Annotated in this window: 20 protein-coding genes; 2 read left to right on the top strand and 18 right to left on the bottom strand. The window is 46.4% G+C overall.

Annotated elements, in window-relative coordinates; translation table 11 throughout:
* The first annotated feature begins 53 nt into the window (after positions 1–53).
* A complete protein-coding gene (gene xynA / locus AC1RRX_RS00670; RefSeq protein ID WP_144463854.1) occupies positions 54–695 on the top strand; it encodes an endo-1,4-beta-xylanase XynA in 642 nt (213 codons plus the stop codon).
* A gap of 328 nt (positions 696–1,023) precedes the next feature.
* On the opposite strand, the gene AC1RRX_RS00665 is transcribed toward xynA, so the two are convergent.
* From AC1RRX_RS00665 to AC1RRX_RS00590, 16 genes are all read right to left on the bottom strand, one after another.
* A complete protein-coding gene (locus tag AC1RRX_RS00665; RefSeq protein WP_003151203.1) occupies positions 1,024–1,428 on the bottom strand; it encodes an Rrf2 family transcriptional regulator in 405 nt (134 codons plus the stop codon).
* A gap of 141 nt (positions 1,429–1,569) precedes the next feature.
* On the bottom strand, positions 1,570–3,279 hold the full coding sequence (gene ureC, locus AC1RRX_RS00660) for an urease subunit alpha (RefSeq protein ID WP_007407580.1): 1,710 nt from the start codon (positions 3,277–3,279) through the stop codon (positions 1,570–1,572).
* Positions 3,276–3,650 carry an urease subunit beta gene (ureB, locus tag AC1RRX_RS00655; protein WP_012118652.1) on the bottom strand — a complete coding sequence of 125 codons (375 nt, stop codon included), beginning with the start codon at positions 3,648–3,650 and terminating at the stop codon, positions 3,276–3,278. Before ureB ends, ureC begins: the two co-directional genes overlap by 4 nt.
* A complete protein-coding gene (gene ureA / locus AC1RRX_RS00650; protein ID WP_007407581.1) occupies positions 3,647–3,964 on the bottom strand; it encodes an urease subunit gamma in 318 nt (105 codons plus the stop codon). The genes ureB and ureA overlap by 4 nt, the downstream gene beginning before the upstream one ends.
* 353 nt (positions 3,965–4,317) lie before the next feature.
* The gene (locus tag AC1RRX_RS00645; RefSeq protein ID WP_015418407.1) at positions 4,318–4,506 is read right to left on the bottom strand and encodes a CsbD family protein; all 189 of its coding nucleotides are present in this window, start codon (positions 4,504–4,506) and stop codon (positions 4,318–4,320) included.
* Positions 4,507–4,579: 73 nt separating this feature from the next.
* Positions 4,580–5,059: a hypothetical protein gene (locus AC1RRX_RS00640; RefSeq protein WP_025285407.1), complete on the bottom strand. Its 480-nt coding sequence runs from the start codon at positions 5,057–5,059 to the stop codon at positions 4,580–4,582.
* A 121-nt stretch (positions 5,060–5,180) separates the two neighbouring features.
* A complete protein-coding gene (locus AC1RRX_RS00635) occupies positions 5,181–6,311 on the bottom strand; it encodes a response regulator aspartate phosphatase (protein WP_144463852.1) in 1,131 nt (376 codons plus the stop codon).
* A gap of 190 nt (positions 6,312–6,501) precedes the next feature.
* Positions 6,502–7,527: a GTP 3',8-cyclase MoaA gene (gene moaA / locus AC1RRX_RS00630; RefSeq protein ID WP_007407585.1), complete on the bottom strand. Its 1,026-nt coding sequence runs from the start codon at positions 7,525–7,527 to the stop codon at positions 6,502–6,504.
* Positions 7,528–7,544: 17 nt separating this feature from the next.
* On the bottom strand, positions 7,545–8,333 hold the full coding sequence (fdhD, locus tag AC1RRX_RS00625; protein WP_033574398.1) for a formate dehydrogenase accessory sulfurtransferase FdhD: 789 nt from the start codon (positions 8,331–8,333) through the stop codon (positions 7,545–7,547).
* A 94-nt stretch (positions 8,334–8,427) separates the two neighbouring features.
* The gene (locus tag AC1RRX_RS00620; protein ID WP_007407587.1) at positions 8,428–8,592 is read right to left on the bottom strand and encodes a hypothetical protein; all 165 of its coding nucleotides are present in this window, start codon (positions 8,590–8,592) and stop codon (positions 8,428–8,430) included.
* Between the two features lie 85 nt (positions 8,593–8,677).
* A complete protein-coding gene (locus AC1RRX_RS00615; protein WP_012118657.1) occupies positions 8,678–9,358 on the bottom strand; it encodes a VWA domain-containing protein in 681 nt (226 codons plus the stop codon).
* 308 nt (positions 9,359–9,666) lie between these two features.
* Positions 9,667–10,353: a VWA domain-containing protein gene (locus AC1RRX_RS00610; protein ID WP_015418411.1), complete on the bottom strand. Its 687-nt coding sequence runs from the start codon at positions 10,351–10,353 to the stop codon at positions 9,667–9,669.
* Positions 10,354–10,617: 264 nt separating this feature from the next.
* Positions 10,618–11,649 (bottom strand): stage II sporulation protein D, encoded by a 1,032-nt coding sequence (gene spoIID / locus AC1RRX_RS00605; protein ID WP_144463851.1) that lies wholly within the window; start codon positions 11,647–11,649, stop codon positions 10,618–10,620.
* Between the two features lie 199 nt (positions 11,650–11,848).
* The gene (gene murA / locus AC1RRX_RS00600; RefSeq protein ID WP_007407592.1) at positions 11,849–13,159 is read right to left on the bottom strand and encodes a UDP-N-acetylglucosamine 1-carboxyvinyltransferase; all 1,311 of its coding nucleotides are present in this window, start codon (positions 13,157–13,159) and stop codon (positions 11,849–11,851) included.
* Between the two features lie 33 nt (positions 13,160–13,192).
* Positions 13,193–13,933 carry a YwmB family TATA-box binding protein gene (locus AC1RRX_RS00595; RefSeq protein ID WP_144463850.1) on the bottom strand — a complete coding sequence of 247 codons (741 nt, stop codon included), beginning with the start codon at positions 13,931–13,933 and terminating at the stop codon, positions 13,193–13,195.
* 141 nt (positions 13,934–14,074) lie between these two features.
* Positions 14,075–14,305 (bottom strand): DUF1146 family protein, encoded by a 231-nt coding sequence (locus AC1RRX_RS00590; RefSeq protein WP_007614366.1) that lies wholly within the window; start codon positions 14,303–14,305, stop codon positions 14,075–14,077.
* A gap of 172 nt (positions 14,306–14,477) precedes the next feature.
* On the opposite strand from AC1RRX_RS00590, the gene AC1RRX_RS00585 reads away from it, so the two are divergent.
* The gene (locus AC1RRX_RS00585; RefSeq protein ID WP_007407595.1) at positions 14,478–14,948 is read left to right on the top strand and encodes a hypothetical protein; all 471 of its coding nucleotides are present in this window, start codon (positions 14,478–14,480) and stop codon (positions 14,946–14,948) included.
* Between the two features lie 44 nt (positions 14,949–14,992).
* Here the strand turns inward: AC1RRX_RS00585 and AC1RRX_RS00580 are convergent, their stop codons facing one another.
* Both AC1RRX_RS00580 and atpD read right to left on the bottom strand, forming a co-directional pair.
* Positions 14,993–15,391: a F0F1 ATP synthase subunit epsilon gene (locus AC1RRX_RS00580; RefSeq protein ID WP_003151176.1), complete on the bottom strand. Its 399-nt coding sequence runs from the start codon at positions 15,389–15,391 to the stop codon at positions 14,993–14,995.
* A 23-nt stretch (positions 15,392–15,414) separates the two neighbouring features.
* Entirely contained in the window at positions 15,415–16,836 is a 1,422-nt protein-coding gene (atpD, locus tag AC1RRX_RS00575; protein WP_003151173.1) for a F0F1 ATP synthase subunit beta, read from the bottom strand.
* Between the last annotated feature and the right edge of the window lie 2 nt (positions 16,837–16,838).

Raw genomic sequence — 16,838 nt, 5'->3', positions numbered from 1 at the left:
TTACGAGTGCTGCCTCATGTCAAAGTCAGAAAAAATAGTATAGGAGGTAACATATGTTTAAGTTTAAAAAGAAATTCTTTGTTGGATTAACGGCTGCTTTCATGAGTATCAGCATGTTTTCGGCAACCGCCTCTGCAGCTGGCACAGATTACTGGCAAAATTGGACTGATGGGGGCGGAACAGTAAACGCAGTCAATGGATCTGGCGGGAATTACAGTGTTAATTGGTCTAATACCGGAAATTTCGTTGTTGGTAAAGGCTGGACTACAGGCTCGCCATTTAGAACAATAAACTATAATGCCGGAGTCTGGGCGCCGAATGGCAATGGATATTTGACTTTATATGGCTGGACGAGAGCACCTCTCATCGAATATTATGTAGTGGATTCATGGGGTACTTACAGACCTACCGGAACGTATAAAGGTACTGTAAAGAGTGATGGAGGTACATATGACATATATACAACGACACGTTATAACGCACCTTCCATTGATGGCGATAACACTACTTTTACGCAGTACTGGAGTGTTCGCCAGTCGAAGAGACCAACCGGAAGCAACGCTGCAATCACTTTCAGCAATCATGTTAACGCCTGGAAGAGCCATGGAATGAATCTGGGCAGTAATTGGGCTTATCAAGTCTTAGCGACAGAAGGATATAAAAGCAGCGGAAGTTCTAATGTAACAGTGTGGTAACAGCTCATCTTTAATTAGGGGCAGCTAACGGGCTGCTGATCGTTCCTAAAGAAATTTTATAATGATTGTTAAGAGGCGAACGGTTTTGGCATTGCCGGAGGCAGGGTATCATTTTTTGTTTAACTTCACAGCTGACACCTTCACATAAGTCTTAAGCAAAATAAAAATATCCCGGTAACCGCCTCCTTTAGTTCCGGAGGATTTCTTCATTAAACAGATCGCAATCCCGCATCCAGGCGTGTCTGAATATGGAGCCAAAACCGTGATTTCCTCATTATCCATTGTAACCATTTTTGTTACACCCCTAGCGGCATGAACCCATCTCTTTTTAACAAAAGAGATGATTCATTACATCATAAAGGGACTTGCTCGCAAGTTCATTCTCCATTGCCCGCTGTACGCTTCCGAACGTCTCATCGAGCGCGCGCTGAATATTTTTGCCGACCGGACAGTCGGGGTTCGGATTGTCGTGAACCGCAAAAAGCTCTTCCTTATTCTGCACCGCCCTGTAAACCTCTAAGAGGGTGATCTCCGACGGATCTTTTTTCAGGCTGGCTCCCGGAACACCCGCTCGGGATGTCAGAATACCCGCTTTTTTCAGCTGGCTGATCGTTCTCCGCACGACGACGGGATTGGTGTTTACGCTGCCCGCAATCATATCCGATGACGCCCGTTCATCCGTTGAGATCAGCGATAGAATGTGAATGGCCACAGCAAGACGGCTGTTAATCATGTTTTTCACCACCGTTGTAACCGCAATAGTTACATTTCATTTGTTTGTCAACTACTAATATACACTAAAACGGGCGGCAGGATGAAATCAAGTTGGCAATAGAGGTGTAAACAGGCCGGTGGGAAACCGGCCGAAGAGGGATTAAAATAAGAAATAACGCTGTCCGAGCGGAACATAGCTGACGGGCTGGCATGCCAGCTCTTCTCCGTCGGCGAACACCTGATAGGTTTTCGGATCGACTTGTATATTCGGCATCGCGTCATTCAGCTTCATGTCGAGCTTACTCAGCTTACGGATATTCCGTACGGGAGAAATCATTTTTTCAAGGCCGAGCTTTTCCGGCACACCGTTTGCGATACCGGCCTGGGACATAAATGTAATAGAGGTATTTCGGTTTGCTTTACCGTATGATGCGTACATCTGCCGCATAAACACGGGCTCAGGCGTCGGAATGGAAGCATTCGGATCTCCCATCTGGGCGCGGGCGATCATGCCGCCTTTGAGCACAAGTTCAGGTTTGACGCCGAAGAAAACCGGGTCCCATAGTACGAGGTCGGCGAGCTTTCCTTTTTCAACGGAACCGACTTCATGGCTCAGGCCGTGAGTGACGGCCGGGTTGATCGTGTATTTGGCGATATAGCGTTTGGCGCGCACATTGTCATTGCCGTTTTCTCCTGATAGAGCGCCGCGCTGTTTTTTCATTTTATCGGCCACCTGCCATGTCCGGATAATCACTTCTCCCACCCTGCCCATCGCCTGCGAGTCAGATGATGTCATGCTGATCGCGCCGATATCGTGCAGAATATCCTCCGCCGCAATGGTGGCCGCTCTGATGCGTGAATGACTGAACGCCACGTCTTCAGGCACTTTTGAATCTAAATGATGGCAGACCATCATCATATCAAGATGCTCGTCCATCGTGTTGACGGTATATGGAATCGTCGGCGTCGTAGAGGACGGCAGGATATTGGCGTAAGATGCGAGTTTCATAATATCCGGTGCGTGGCCTCCGCCGGCTCCCTCTATGTGATATGTATGGATAACCCGGTCGCCGATCGCATCAAGCGTATTTTCTAAAAAGCCCGCTTCATTTATCGTGTCTGTATGGATCGCCACCTGAATGTCCGCCTCATCCGCCGCTTCCATGCAAGCTTTAATGGCGCTTGGCGTTGATCCCCAATCTTCATGCAGCTTCAGGCCGATCGCGCCTGCTTCCACCTGCTCGATCAGCGGTGCTTTATCGGATGCATTCCCTTTTCCTAAGAAACCGACGTTGATCGGAAACTCCTCGGCCGCTTCCAGCATTCTCGACATGTACCATGCACCGGATGTACAAGTCGTCGCTTTACTTCCCGTCGCAGGACCCGTTCCGCCGCCGAGAAGCGTGGTCACGCCTGAAGAAAGCGCGACCTCCATCTGCTGCGGGCAGATAAAGTGGATATGCGTATCCACCCCGCCGGCCGTTACGATTTTCCCTTCGCCGGAAATGACTTCTGTTCCGGCACCGATAATCATGTGCGGGTCCACCCCATCCATAATATCAGGGTTGCCGCTTTTCCCGACGCCGACAATCCGGCCGTCCTTCACCCCGATATCCGCCTTGACGATTCCGGTATAATCCAGGATAACCGCGTTTGTAATGACCAGATCAAGCGCTCCGTCTTTCCCGGTGATACGCCCGTTCTGCCCCATGCCGTCCCGGATTGTTTTCCCTCCGCCGAAAATCATTTCTTCACCGTAATTCGTGAAATCTTTTTCGACTTCAATCCATAAATCCGTATCTCCGAGTCTGACTTTGTCTCCCGTTGTCGGTCCGAACAGTTCTGCGTATTGCTCACGTGACATTTTCATCGGATCGCCTCCTCCATCCATCCGGCTTTTTTAAGATTTGACAGAGTCTTCTCTTTTCCCCGCTCATCCATATACGTATCGGCCATGCCGTTGAGACCTCTGACCGTTTTTCGCCCTCCGATTTCCACGAGCGTGACGGTTTTCTCTTCTCCCGGTTCAAAACGGACAGATGTGCCTGACGGGATATCAAGGCGCATGCCGATTGCTTTGTCCCGATTGAAGGAAAGGGCGCCGTTGGCTTCGGCAAAATGAAAATGCGATCCTACCTGCACTGACCGTGTTCCGTTATTGGTGACTGACACCTCCAGCGTCTTCCGGCCTTCGTTAATGGTGATGATCCCCTTTGCGACTTGAATCGCTCCCGGCTTCATGACTTCACCTCCGCTTTGATCGGCTGATGAACGGTGACAAGCTTAACCCCGTCCGGGAACGTCGCTTCCACCTGAATGCTGTCCAGCATTTCCGGAACGCCTTCCATAACATCTTTTTCCGTCAATACATTGCGGCCGGATTCCATCAGCTCAGCAACGCTTTTTCCGTCTCTCGCGCCTTCCATCAGATAACAGGTCAAATATGCGGCGGCTTCGGGATAATTCAGCAGAACGCCGCGCGCCTTCCGCTGCTTAGCGAGCTCTCCCGCCGTAAAAATAAGCAATTTTTCTTGCTCAACCGGTGTCAGTTTCATCTGTATTCCCCCTTAGTGATAGTCAAACACAATCCGCATGGTCATACCGAAACGATGCAGGCGGCCGTCACCCCCTTCACCTCATGAAATGTTAAGTGATAAAAGTTATTCGACGGTGAACGGCCCGATTCCTTTTGCAGAAATTACCGATTTCTCATTTTTTTCTTCAACAAACGTTTAATCAAATGTGAAGAAAGGTTACATTCTATGTGAATATTATAAAGAAATCGCCGGGGAATTTATAGAATATTTAAAAATTTAGTGAATATTAACCAAATGAACTGGAATTTTTGTCATTTCTCATAACAAAAAGCCCAAAATATTTTGGGCTTTTGCTGTGTTTCACTATCAAATTAATCATCACTGAGTTTATCTTTCGTTTTGCCGACACCCTTTTGCAGGCTGCCTTTCGCTTTGTCTTTTTTACCTTCCGCTTTTAAGTCGGACTTGTCTGCCATGTCGCCTGCTTTGTCCTTAGCTTCCCCTTTCATTTTGTTCATTCCGCCTTTTACTTTGTCTTTTAAACCGTTATCTTGACTCATAATATCTTCAGCTCCTTTTGTTGTTGTGTACTTGTGTTCTTCCCTCTCAGCCTGATAGCAAACATTTCAACTCTCAATTATTGATTTCACAGCGTTCCCCGTAGCGGAGCACTTTGTAAACAGCCAATCCGTCTGACAGCTTATTATCCCCGTATTGCACCGGCAGAAGAGCAAAGAAAACATAATAAGTTGAAAAATAGACAAATTGGTAAAAAAATAAGTTTGGCTCGAGGACATCTTTCATGATCAGCAGATTTACTAAAAAGATAGAAGCGATATTAAACAGACAGCCTCCGGAATAGACGAGCGCGCTCGTCAGACGGTTATCTATCCGCAATTCGCCGAACTTGCAGAAAGAATCTATGAAGTAGATACGCCGAACCTGAATCGGCCCTACTTTTAAAAGACGTTTCCCCATTCCGATATCCAATGACGCCTTGCCTCCGAACAGCATGGCCATAAAGCTGTGCCCCGACACATGGATGACAGACACCATCGGCAGAATGATGAGAAAAGATACGAAAAACTTTATCATATCATTGAATCCGAACAACAAATCCCTCCTTCCCGTCGTACTTTTTTCTCTCTTTTGCGATTTTTCCGTTTTTTTCTATGGTCAAACGTTATGATGTGCATAAAAAAATAACCATCTGCTGATCAGATGGTTAAGAAAATTATATATCGTATAAACACTGTTCTTTTTGAATGTTTTCTCTCATGCGAATCGCTTTTTCATAAAAATACGCCGCTTCTTTATATTGCTCATGTGCGCTCGTGTAAACGGCGGCCTCTAAGGCGAAATCTTCAATATACACATACAGCGATTTTTCATTCATATAGTCAAACACTTCATGGATTAAATCCATATTGAGTGACTCCAAATAAAGCGCTTGTAAAAACTTATACTTCTCTAAACTGAATCGGTCGCCCCGTTCTTTCGCGATCATAACCCCTCTTTCATAATAGGTAAGGGCCGCTTGGTCATCACGCAGCCTGAAAAGGGTGTGCGTTAAGCTGAACAGCGCCTTCGGAAGCTGTTCAAGCTGATGCTCTTCAAAAACGGGAACCGCTTTTCTAAAGTACCGGGCCGCTTCATCCAGATCCCGCTTTTCAGAATAACAATTCCCCAGATTGTAAAGCGAAGACCCGATCAGGCGGGGCTGTCCTTCAAGCAAAGAAAGGCGGAGGGCTTCGTCTAAATGCTCAAGCGCTTTGTCGTAGTTTTTGCAGTCGATGTAGTTTCCTGAGATGACGAAATGGCATTGAATTCTCCGCACTCTGTAGAAATCGTGTTTCATATACGTATCCAGCGCTTGAATCCCGTGATTCATGGAAAAATGAGTCTGCTTCATGACGTAAAACACTTCAGACATCTTGAAATGGAATTCCGCCCTCTCTATATCATCCTCGACAAATGAAAGGAGTTTTTCCGCTTTCCTGTAAAAAGAAATAGCCGCAACATAGTTATTGTGATCGAATTCATACATCCCTCTGAACAAATGGAAATAATACTCAGACAGTCCCGATATGCTGTCCGTGCTTTCGATCGTCTTTTGCAGCTCGCTGTACTGAATCTGTGATTGTTCGGTGCATTCCGGCTTGACGTAATCAAGCATAATATGATGGCGGTAGCTGATCAGCTGATAATATAACAGCAGCAGCTGGTCTTCCTCCATACGTTTTATATCCTCATCAATTTCCTCTTTCAGCTTTATGGCATCAGCCGCTTGAAACGCTAAAATGTGCTTGTACCATTTGTTGATCTTGACTCCAACTTGAGATGACGGAATCTCGTATGCGGTCATGCCCCTTTCACAACCTTTTCTAATTTCTATTGGTTATATTTTAACATATTGTATGGCTTTGGAATTGCATAACTTGATTGTCCTGCATCAAAATTCCTATCATATATTTCGGCTGTCACCGGTATTTTTTGAACAGACCGCTCTCATATTGTGAATAAAAAAGCCTGCCCTTGTCCGGGCAAGCTTTTCTTCATCCGCCTATATAAGACATTTCCACTTTCTTTTTCCCATCCGTTTTAGAAAGCGCGCGGTCAATTGAATACTGATCCGTGCGATTTCTCCAGACAGAAGCGATGGATTCCGTCAATTCATCATCGGTCAGACCGCCGCGCACGAGTTTCCGAACATCATAGCCGCTTGACGCAAACAGGCACGTAAACAGCTCGCCTCTCGCCGACAGGCGCGCTCTGTTGCAGGAGGCGCAGAATGCATCCGAGACGGAGGAAATCACGCCGATTTCGCCGGAACCGTCAAGATAGCGGAACCTGGAAGCGACCTCTCCTTTATAATTCGCTTCTATCGGCTCCGTCGGCATGTGCTGGTTGATCAGATCAATAATCTCTGCCTTCGTGATCACATCTTTTTTATTCCATTGATTCGTATTGCCTACATCCATAAATTCAATAAACCGGAGAATATGACCCTTTTCTTTAAAATAGCGGGCCATCGGCAGGATATCTTTTTCATTGACGCCCTTTTGAACAACCATATTGATTTTAACACCGAGTCCGGCCGCTTTTGCCGCCTCAATGCCCTCAAGCACCTTGTTCACCGAAACCCCGCGGCCGTTAATGGCCTTAAACCGCTCATCCTCTAAAGAATCGAGGCTGACTGTCACGCGATGCAGCCCCGCCTGCTTCAGTTTTTCCGCATACACGGGAAGCAGAGAGCCGTTTGTCGTCATCGCGATATCTTTAAGTCCGGGGATGCGCGCAAGTTTTTTGATCAATTCAGGCATATCTTTTCTCATGAGCGGCTCTCCGCCCGTCAGCCTGATTTTTTCAACGCCGAAGCGGCCGACAAACAGCTTCGCAAGCCGCTCAAGCTCCTCGAAGGAGAGCAATTCCGTCTTTTTTAAAAATGGATAATCCGGTCCGAATAATTCGGCTGGCATACAGTACGTGCATCTGAAGTTGCAGCGGTCGGTTACAGAGATACGAAGATCCCTGAGCGGCCTTTCCCTTTTGTCTGTCACCCGGCGCGTTTCTGTATTCATAAGCCCAAGACCCCTTTCTATTGTTCAACCCGTTCAGGATGTGTGTATACGTTAAATGATCCGTTTCTGACAAAACCTATCGCGGTTATGTTCAGCTCTTCCGCCATTTGCAGCGCGAGCTCCGTCGGCGCCGATTTTGAAATGACAATCGACACGCCGATTTTTGCGGCTTTTAATAAAACCTCCGAGGAAATCCGGCCGCTGAAGACGATCAGCTTGTCACGGACCGGCATTCCGTTTTTCAAACAGCAGCCGTACAGCTTATCCAGCGCGTTGTGGCGCCCGATGTCCGTCCTCATGAAGAGCAGCTTTTCCGTATCGCACAGCGCCGCATTATGGACGCCGCCCGTTTCCTGGAAGGTGCCGCTTCCTCTTTGCATCTCCTTCATCAGGCGAAGGCACGTCTCAGGAGTTATAGTGATACGGCTGACGGCGGTTTTGGCCGTTTTCACATCCTGCTGAAAGTAAAAATGGCGGCCTTTCCCGCAGCATGAACCGATGACCCTCTTCGTATAGTCTTTTTGCTCAAGCACTCCGGGATTCGTCAGTTCAACATATGCAAACCCGAGACTTTCATCTATAGTAAAGCTTTTGATTTCTTTTTCAAAACGAATGACGCCTTCTGATGCGAGAAATCCGATGACGAGTTCCTCTAAATGGTCAGGCGTGCAGACGAGCGTAACAAATTCCTGTCCGTTCACCATGACGGTCACCGGATACTCTGAAACCATCCGATCTGCCGTCTTTGTTAATACCCCTTTTTCATAGCGGTATATGTCTCTGACCGCTGTTGTTTTTTCATCCACTGTTTTCCCCTCCGCAGTATCCTTCTCTTTTATTCTTCCACAATCCCTGTATTTTGTCGAATTTGCGGTTTAAAAAAAGAGCCCTCTTAGGACTCTATGTTTCATTGCGATGATGTCTGCTCAGAATGGTGAATAAAATAACTGCGGCGATAATGGCCAATATACTGACGAATATGAAGGCGGCAAGCTTCAGAAAAATTCCCATCAGAACAAAAACGACTGCCGCCAGCACTAATATAATGCCTGCTCCTTTTAACAACAGCGTTCATCTCCTTTTATCCGTATCATTCCCGCGGTTCCGTTTTCTAAACAAAAAAGACGCCGCGCGGGCGTCCTTTTTTAACCTATTCTTTTGCTAAATCCTTTGCAGCGTCTTCCCAAGCCTGTTTGAACTCGTCCGCGCTGTCAGCTGAGACATATGTGCCGCCTCCCGCTTCCGCCGCTTTTTCAAGGCTTTCGCTTCCTTTCATGCCGAAGTTGAAGCCGATGATATTGACGATCGTGTTGACGTTCGCTTTACGGAGCTTTTGAATTTCGGCCTGAGGATTACCGCCGCATGTTTCTTCACCGTCTGTGATCAGATATACGACGTTTTTCCCCGTGGCGCCGGCCCGCTCAAATTCTTCACGCGTATCAGAGAGCGCTTTCGCAATCGGTGTCCAGCCGGTCGGTTTAATCTTGCTGAGTGATTGCTCAAATGGAGTCACGGCGTACGGCTGAAGGCCGTATAACGTTTCTGTCGCATTACATGATACGGCTTTGCCTGAGTTTTTATTATTGCCCTTATGCCCGAATACCCGAAGCATCAGATTCGTGTCTTCAGGAAGAACTTCCGCAAAAGAAGTGACAGACTCTTTCGCAACATCTATTTTACGCTCTCCCCCTGTTTTTTGTATCATGCTTCCGCTTGCATCAAACAGCACGGCAACGTTTGTTTCTTCGTGCTTTTTCTCAGCTGCAAAAACAGGTGATCCGAGTGAAAGCGTCAAAAGTCCGACAATCCCCGCAGTGAACATTTTTTTCATTTCCTTCATTCCTCTCCGTTTGTTTTTGGCCGATGGGCCCCCGGCTCTTCTCTATGCTAGATGAGGAGTATGCAAAAAGATATAGGGCGGGATTCCTTTTGTATAAGCGTCTGTACACCGTTAAAAATGAACAGAATTATGCGCATCATCCTAAAAAGATTGGATAAATGATGACAGATTTAATGCCTTTTTCGCCCTTTTTGTAATATAAGTCCGAAAACTGATTCTTTTTACAGTTTTCTCTTCATCTTTTCTTGAAATTTTTGTTAAATAAAAATAAAAAAAAGGGCCGCTAAACGGCACCTTTCTTATTCCGCTAATGAACTCGCTTCCAGGGTAAAGATGCGGTTCATATCCTTTTGGCTGTGAGCTTCGTAATATTTTCCTCCGCCCGCACCGGCAATTGCGTGAAGCTGTCCGTTGAAGCCTTCTTTAAAGTCAAAGCCGATCACGTTGACTTTAATATGATGTTTGCGAAGTTCTTTCGCTGTCTTAATAGGATCTCCTCCGCATGTCTCCTCACCGTCTGTCAACAGGTAAACGGATTTAAAGCCGAATTTATGAACGCCGTTAAAAGAAGCTTTCGCATCCTCTAATGCTTTTGCAATCGGTGTCCACCCCGTAGGCCCGATTCCGTTCAGAGAGTTGAGGAAGCTCTGTCTGTCAAACCTTTGGAATCCGTATACACCGCGAATGGATTCGCAAGATTGAACTTTTCCGGAGTTTTTATTATTGCCTTCCGAACCGAAAACCGTCATTCTGACCTGTGATGTAGACTTAATTCGATCCGCAAAACGGACAATTTCATCTTTTGCCATATTGTATTTAGAAACGCCGTCAATCCGTTTCGCCATACTGCCGCTCGCATCAAGCAAAATAGCGATATTGTTTTTAAATAAAAATGTCTTCTCGTTTGCATTCTCGGCAGCAAAAGCAGGAGATGCAGCAGTCAGCATCAATCCGAGCATGAGTATGAGTGAAAATGTTTTTTTCATTGCTTTTTCCCCTTTTCAATAGATTTACGTTCAACGCCGAACAATATTTATCGTAAATGAGATGAAAAGGGAAATAAATAGGACGGCGTTCCTCATTATTTTTGCGTATATTCACATAGAAGCGGCATTTTTATCAGTGATTTACACCCGGCGCTCAGCCTTCAATCGACATTTGTCAGCCTTTAGGCTTTCGTTATATGAGTCTGTTGGTTGCTTTACCGTTTATGGAATAGTTTTCAAAAAAACAGACGCTCATGAAAGCGTCTATTTTTTCGCCATATATTTGTTTAAAAATGAATCTGCTTCGGAAATGTCCACTCCCTGATAATAATGCTTGACGATGTCCGCCACTGATTTTCCCTGCTCCGCCATGTAATTGGCCCCGTACTGGCTCATGCCGACGCCGTGGCCGAATCCTTTTGTCGTAATGGTGATGCTGCTGCCGTTTCGTTTCCATTCAAAGTCGGCAGAACGGAGTCCGAGTTTTTCCCGGATGTCTCTTCCCTTCAGCTTTTTGCCGTTGATGACGGCCGTTGCCACTTGATGGCCCGGCGTTCTGGCTGTAATCTGTCCCACCGTGTTTTGTCCTGAGAGCTGTACGCCGAGCTTTTGCTGAAACTCCGGCACACTGAAGGTCTGGGTGGCAAGATATTTCGGCGATTGCTTATCCCACGGACTTTTCACGCTTTTTAAATAAGGAATGGCGCTTGTCCAATAGGCTTCCGCATTTTCCGTATACCCGTTGCTCGTAGAGAAGAAAGATGCCTCAATCGGCTTGTTATCGTACGTTAAAATCTTTCCTTGCGTGCCGGCCACCGCGTTTGTGATTTTCTTGAGGTTGTGTGCGTACTTAGAACCCCATTCTTTTTTCAGCTGGCTTTTGCTTTGATAGACTTGGAACATTTGCGTATCATCCACCAGTGATCCTTTCGGCGCCTGGACGGCTGAGTCAGCGACCATCAGTCTGACGATGAATGTCCGGGCGGCGAGCGCCTGGGCTTTTAAGGCCTCCGGTTTAAAGTTTGCGGGCATTTCGGAAGCCACGACACCGATCACGTACTCTTCAAGCGGAATGTTTTCTACAGAATGATTGGATGTCCGATAAACCGGAATGGATACAGGTGATTCTTTCAATGTTTCTGCTCCTTTTGTTTCTCGTGTGGTGTGTGCTGTTTTGTGTCCGGGTTCTCTGTTTACGGCTGCTCCTTTTTCTGCCTGAAACGGAAGGACGAGAATGGTGGGGACTAGAAGAATAAGTATACACAGCCCGGATAGTAGAAATACAATCGGTTTCATATATCAGCTGCCTCCTGCTTGGGATTCGACTCTACTTCATCTTATGGGCAGGGACAAGCTAATATGACTTCCTTTTGGACAGAATCTTTATTCCATTTTTCACGCGAAAAACGTATTCTTTTTTGGAAATCAGAGCATAATAATGATGATAAACCATAAAAAAACAGTATGCCAGATTGACATACTGTTTTTACAGCCATTATGCGTTTAGGTCAGTTACGACTTCTTTGCTTTCTTGTTCAGCGGCCGTTTCATCAACGACACGCTCGATGTCAGCGCCGAGAGCCGCAAGTTTTTTATGGAAATTCACATAACCGCGATCCAAGTGCTTCAGTTCCGTGACGCGTGTATGACCTTCAGCCACTAATCCCGCAAGAATCAGCGCCGCGCCCGCACGCAGGTCCGTAGCGGCAACTTCTGCGCCTTGCAGCTGTACAGGACCGTTAATGATCACAGAACGTCCTTCAATTTTAATGTCGCCATTCATCCGGCGGAATTCTTCAGCATGCATAAAACGGTTTTCAAACACAGTTTCAGTAATCATGCTTGTTCCGCTCGCACGGAGAAGCAGCGCCATCATTTGCGACTGCATATCAGTCGGGAATCCTGGGTGAGGCATCGTTTTAATGTCGATCGGCTTCAGCTGGGCAGGACCGATGACACGAAGGCCTTCTCCTTCATCCGTAATTTTGACTCCCATTTCTTCCATCTTCGCAATTAAAGACGTAAGATGCTCAGGAACCGCACCTTTCACTAATACATTTCCTTCCGTGATAGCCGCAGCCACCATGAAAGTACCCGCCTCAATACGGTCAGGAATGATGTTGTGTCTTACGCCGTGAAGCTTCTCGACACCTTCAATTTTAATGGTGCCTGTGCCGGCTCCGCGGATTTTTCCGCCCATCGCATTGATATAGTTCGCTAAGTCAACGATTTCAGGCTCTTTTGCCACGTTTTCAAGCGTTGTTGTTCCTTCAGCTAAAGCAGCTGCCATAATCAAGTTTTCTGTCGCACCCACACTTGGGAAATCTAAATAGATTTTTGCGCCCTGCAGACGGCCTTCTACTTCTGCTTCAATAAAGCCGTTGCCTACTTTGATTTTTGCACCCATTGCTTCAAAGCCTTTTAAATGCTGATCAATCGGTCTTGAGCCGATTGCGCAGCCGCCCGGAAGCGCTACTCTTGAATGACCCGTACGGGCTAACAGAGGGCCCATAACAAGCACTGACGCGCGCATTTTGCGCACATATTCAAAAGGTGCTTCTGTTTCTAAAGCGTAAGAAGCGTTTACGGTAACTTCATTATTCTCAAAATGCACATCTGCTCCTAAATGACGCAACACTTCATTAATTGTATATACATCGGAGAGCGTAGGTACATCACATATTACGCTTTTTTCTTCACTTGCTAATAAAGATGCAGCGATAACTGGTAAAACGGCATTTTTTGCTCCTTCAACTTTCACTGTGCCGTTTAACTTCTGACCGCCGCGGACGATGATTTTTTCCAAGGTATTCCCCTCCGCGTCCCTATATTCTCTATATTAATATTCAGTCGTCACGATTGGTGTGCCAACCGTAACGGTATGTTTTTCGCCCATTCCCGCACTTCTAAGCGCAACTTGCACATTCATCTTATGTTTCGATGTCATGATGTAATCTGTCCACTTATATGTAAATGCAGAAACAGAAACGAAATGAGGCTCAACTACATGTTCAACTGGACTTGCTTCAAATTCTTTCATGAGCTGTTCTGCTTTTTTTTGCAAAACAATACTCATATTATCATTTAAATGACCCTTTAGACAAGTAAAAATAAATACTTTATTTTGAAATATGTCATGTGCCTGCCGTTCAAACTGTTCATATGTATCATTCCAGTTTTCCGGTTGCTCCGGGCTCATTTGCTCATATAATAAATACGAAGTTGGGTTCTGGTTTTTGAGGGTAGTGACGAGCTGCAGTTTAAAAGTTGTGTGATTTTTTTTGTCAGAATACGTGCCGACGGTCTTTACGATTTTATCTTCCCGCGCGGATTCCCAATGATATTGCGGATACTGCGTCTTCAGTTCTTTTACCTTGTCATCAAATTCACTCAGTGACAGGTTCAGATTTTCTTTCGCATGAAGCGTCCATTCATCTACAGTGACCTGCTGCCGCTCCATTCCTTCGGCAATCTGGGCAAGCGGAGACAGCTCACTTGCATGAATGGAATGAAATACCGCTATTAAGGCGCTTAAAAAAACAAAAAGTAAGATGATGCGGCCTGCTCTTTTTTTCTTCATATCGATCTCTCCCCCTTACTCCCATTTTTGCCGGAGCCGGGGAAAGCAATACATGGAAAACTTCGTCAAAACTCGCCAAGCGGGTGAAGAAAAATTGGTTTCTCACCCAGCGATTCCCTTCATTTCAACAGACGAAACATCTTAAAATAAGTATGGAAGCTGTTTCGAATAGGTAAGATAATCTAAAAAGAAGTCAGCGACTGCCGTACCGATCGCAATGGTAAGAAGAATGATCAGCAGCCTCGCCTGCACTATTTTTCCTTTTCGGATCAGCGGATCAAAGTTGACGGCCTGAAGCGCCCACCATGTCACCGCAATGCATACCAGGTGAACCAGGATGCTGATTGCGGCCTGCTGCCCCAATACATTCACAAATCCCATCTCCTTTCATTTTTTCCGCCCCTCATATCCTCTCTTATTATATAAGAAGAAGAGAGAAAGATGATCATTTTTACATCAGAATTTTTATCCAAAATTAGGGGCAATCCCCGCTTAAATGTCCGTTCTCCGGCATGATATACTTTTTTGGAAAGGAGATGGGAATATGAATCATTCCTTTTTTCATCCGGAAAAGCAGTATGGAGAAACACTTCCCGTATTTGACCACGAGTGGGAAGCGATAGCATTCTACTATGATTATAGACAGTCTCAAACAGAGGAACTGAAAGAATTATGTCAGTTTTTCAACATTTCTCTTGATTATTCACGCGGCAGCCTGCTGGAAGTGGAAGCTCTTTACTTCCGCAGCATACAAGAGCTGCTTTTGGCGGATTGGAACCTGCCGATTGACGAATTTGAGAAAATGCTCAGTGTGTATGTCATCGATTGCGCCATCAGACACCATGACGATGCCGAATGGGTCGTCAAACCTTATCCGTATACGGACGGCGCCTATACGACGGGTGTGCGGAGAGGAAACAAAACGTGGCACACCGACAACTGCTGCGAACATTTATATCTGCAAAAAGAAGAGGATCATCCGCTTATCGGCGTCTATGAATCTCTTATGCGTTAATATAGAAAAAGAATCCTTCTCAGACAGCCGAGAAGGATTCTTTTTTAGTTTCCTGCAACATCCAATCTGTTTACAGCCCGCTGTAGCGCAAGCTCAGCCCGACGAATGTCAGTATCATCTGATCGTTTGTTCAAACGGTCTTCCGCCCGCTTTTTCGCAGCAAGGGCGCGCTCTTTATCAATGCTTTCCGCTGTTTCAGCGGCTTGTGCAAGGATAGTGACCTGATCAGGACGGACTTCTAAAAATCCGCCGCTGACAGCCGCCAATTCGGTCTGCCCGTCTTTTTTAAGGCGGACAGCGCCGATTTTAAGCGGAGCCACGGTCGGAATATGGCCAGGCAAGATACCGAGATCACCGCTCTCGGCTCTTACACTTACCATTTCAATATCAGCATCATATACTGGGCCGTCGGGAGTAACGATATTGACTTTAACGGTCTTCATGCTTTTACCCTCCTAGGACCAGATTAAACTTCTACACCCATCTCTTTTGCATTCTCAATGACTTCTTCAATGCGTCCCACAAGACGGAATGCATCTTCCGGAAGATGGTCATATTTACCGGAAAGGATTTCTTTAAAGCCTCGTACCGTTTCTTTAACAGGCACGTAAGAACCCTTTTGTCCCGTAAACTGCTCAGCTACGTGGAAGTTTTGAGAAAGGAAGAACTGGATACGGCGTGCGCGGTGAACGACAAGCTTGTCTTCTTCACCTAATTCGTCCATACCGAGAATCGCGATAATATCCTGAAGTTCTTTGTAACGCTGAAGCGTTGACTGGACTTCACGCGCCACCGCATAATGCTCTTCTCCGACAATTTCCGGAGCAAGCGCGCGGGAAGTGGAAGCCAGCGGATCAACCGCAGGGTAGATACCCATTTCAGTTAATTTACGCTCAAGGTTAGTCGTCGCATCCAAGTGAGCGAACGTTGTCGCCGGAGCCGGGTCAGTATAGTCATCGGCAGGCACGTAGATCGCCTGGATAGATGTAACTGAACCAACGTTTGTAGACGTAATACGCTCTTGAAGCTGACCCATTTCTGTCGCAAGCGTCGGCTGATAACCAACCGCAGAAGGCATACGGCCGAGAAGCGCGGAAACCTCTGAACCCGCTTGTGTGAAACGGAAAATGTTATCGATAAAGAACAGTACGTCCTGTCCTTGTTTATCACGGAAATGCTCAGCCATTGTAAGACCCGTCAATGCTACACGCATACGTGCGCCCGGCGGCTCGTTCATTTGTCCGAAGACCATGGCTGTTTTCTTGATAACGCCTGAATCGCTCATTTCGTAGAAAAGGTCGTTCCCTTCACGAGTACGCTCTCCTACACCGGCGAATACGGAAATACCGCCGTGCTCTTGCGCGATGTTGTTGATTAATTCCTGGATTAATACGGTTTTACCTACGCCGGCGCCGCCGAACAATCCGATTTTACCGCCCTTGATGTAAGGAGCGAGCAGGTCAACAACCTTAATTCCCGTTTCAAGAATTTCAACCTCAGTTGAAAGCTCATCGAATGAAGGAGCTGATCTGTGGATCGGGTCCTTTTGAGCATCCGCAGGCAGCGGTTCATTTAAATCAATTTTATCTCCCAGTACGTTAAATACGCGTCCGAGAGTCACATCACCGACAGGAACGGAAATCGGCGCACCTGTATCAACAGCTTCCATTCCGCGCTGAATTCCGTCCGTAGATGCCATGGCAATTGTACGGACTGTATCATCGCCTAAATGAAGAGCAACCTCTAGCGTTAGGTCGATGCCTACTTCATTTTCGCCTGTAGCTGGCTGTGAAACTTTAATCGCATTATAAATCGCAGGCAAGTGGCCGTCCTCGAAACGTACGTCGACAACCGGTCCAAGCACCTGACTTACGCGTCCTTTCTTCATCG

It is taken from the genome of Bacillus sp. GW821-FHT11D08 (genome assembly GCF_058808515.1).
The sequence above is the reverse complement of the archived record's forward strand: the minus strand, read 5'-3'. Positions and strand labels throughout refer to the sequence as shown.

Coding starts and splice junctions, on each gene's coding strand:
- AC1RRX_RS00585 (WP_007407595.1), top strand. CDS start 14,478: ATGAATCATTCCTTTTTTCATCCGGAAAAGCAGTATGGAGAAACACTT.
- ureB (WP_012118652.1), bottom strand. CDS start 3,650: ATGAAGCCGGGAGCGATTCAAGTCGCAAAGGGGATCATCACCATTAAC.
- AC1RRX_RS00580 (WP_003151176.1), bottom strand. CDS start 15,391: ATGAAGACCGTTAAAGTCAATATCGTTACTCCCGACGGCCCAGTATAT.
- moaA (WP_007407585.1), bottom strand. CDS start 7,527: ATGAATACAGAAACGCGCCGGGTGACAGACAAAAGGGAAAGGCCGCTC.
- AC1RRX_RS00645 (WP_015418407.1), bottom strand. CDS start 4,506: ATGAGTCAAGATAACGGTTTAAAAGACAAAGTAAAAGGCGGAATGAAC.
- AC1RRX_RS00615 (WP_012118657.1), bottom strand. CDS start 9,358: ATGAAAAAAATGTTCACTGCGGGGATTGTCGGACTTTTGACGCTTTCA.
- ureA (WP_007407581.1), bottom strand. CDS start 3,964: ATGAAACTGACACCGGTTGAGCAAGAAAAATTGCTTATTTTTACGGCG.
- ureC (WP_007407580.1), bottom strand. CDS start 3,279: ATGAAAATGTCACGTGAGCAATACGCAGAACTGTTCGGACCGACAACG.
- AC1RRX_RS00665 (WP_003151203.1), bottom strand. CDS start 1,428: ATGATTAACAGCCGTCTTGCTGTGGCCATTCACATTCTATCGCTGATC.
- AC1RRX_RS00610 (WP_015418411.1), bottom strand. CDS start 10,353: ATGAAAAAAACATTTTCACTCATACTCATGCTCGGATTGATGCTGACT.
- AC1RRX_RS00595 (WP_144463850.1), bottom strand. CDS start 13,933: ATGAAGAAAAAAAGAGCAGGCCGCATCATCTTACTTTTTGTTTTTTTA.
- spoIID (WP_144463851.1), bottom strand. CDS start 11,649: ATGAAACCGATTGTATTTCTACTATCCGGGCTGTGTATACTTATTCTT.
- atpD (WP_003151173.1), bottom strand. CDS start 16,836: ATGAAGAAAGGACGCGTAAGTCAGGTGCTTGGACCGGTTGTCGACGTA.
- xynA (WP_144463854.1), top strand. CDS start 54: ATGTTTAAGTTTAAAAAGAAATTCTTTGTTGGATTAACGGCTGCTTTC.
- AC1RRX_RS00635 (WP_144463852.1), bottom strand. CDS start 6,311: ATGACCGCATACGAGATTCCGTCATCTCAAGTTGGAGTCAAGATCAAC.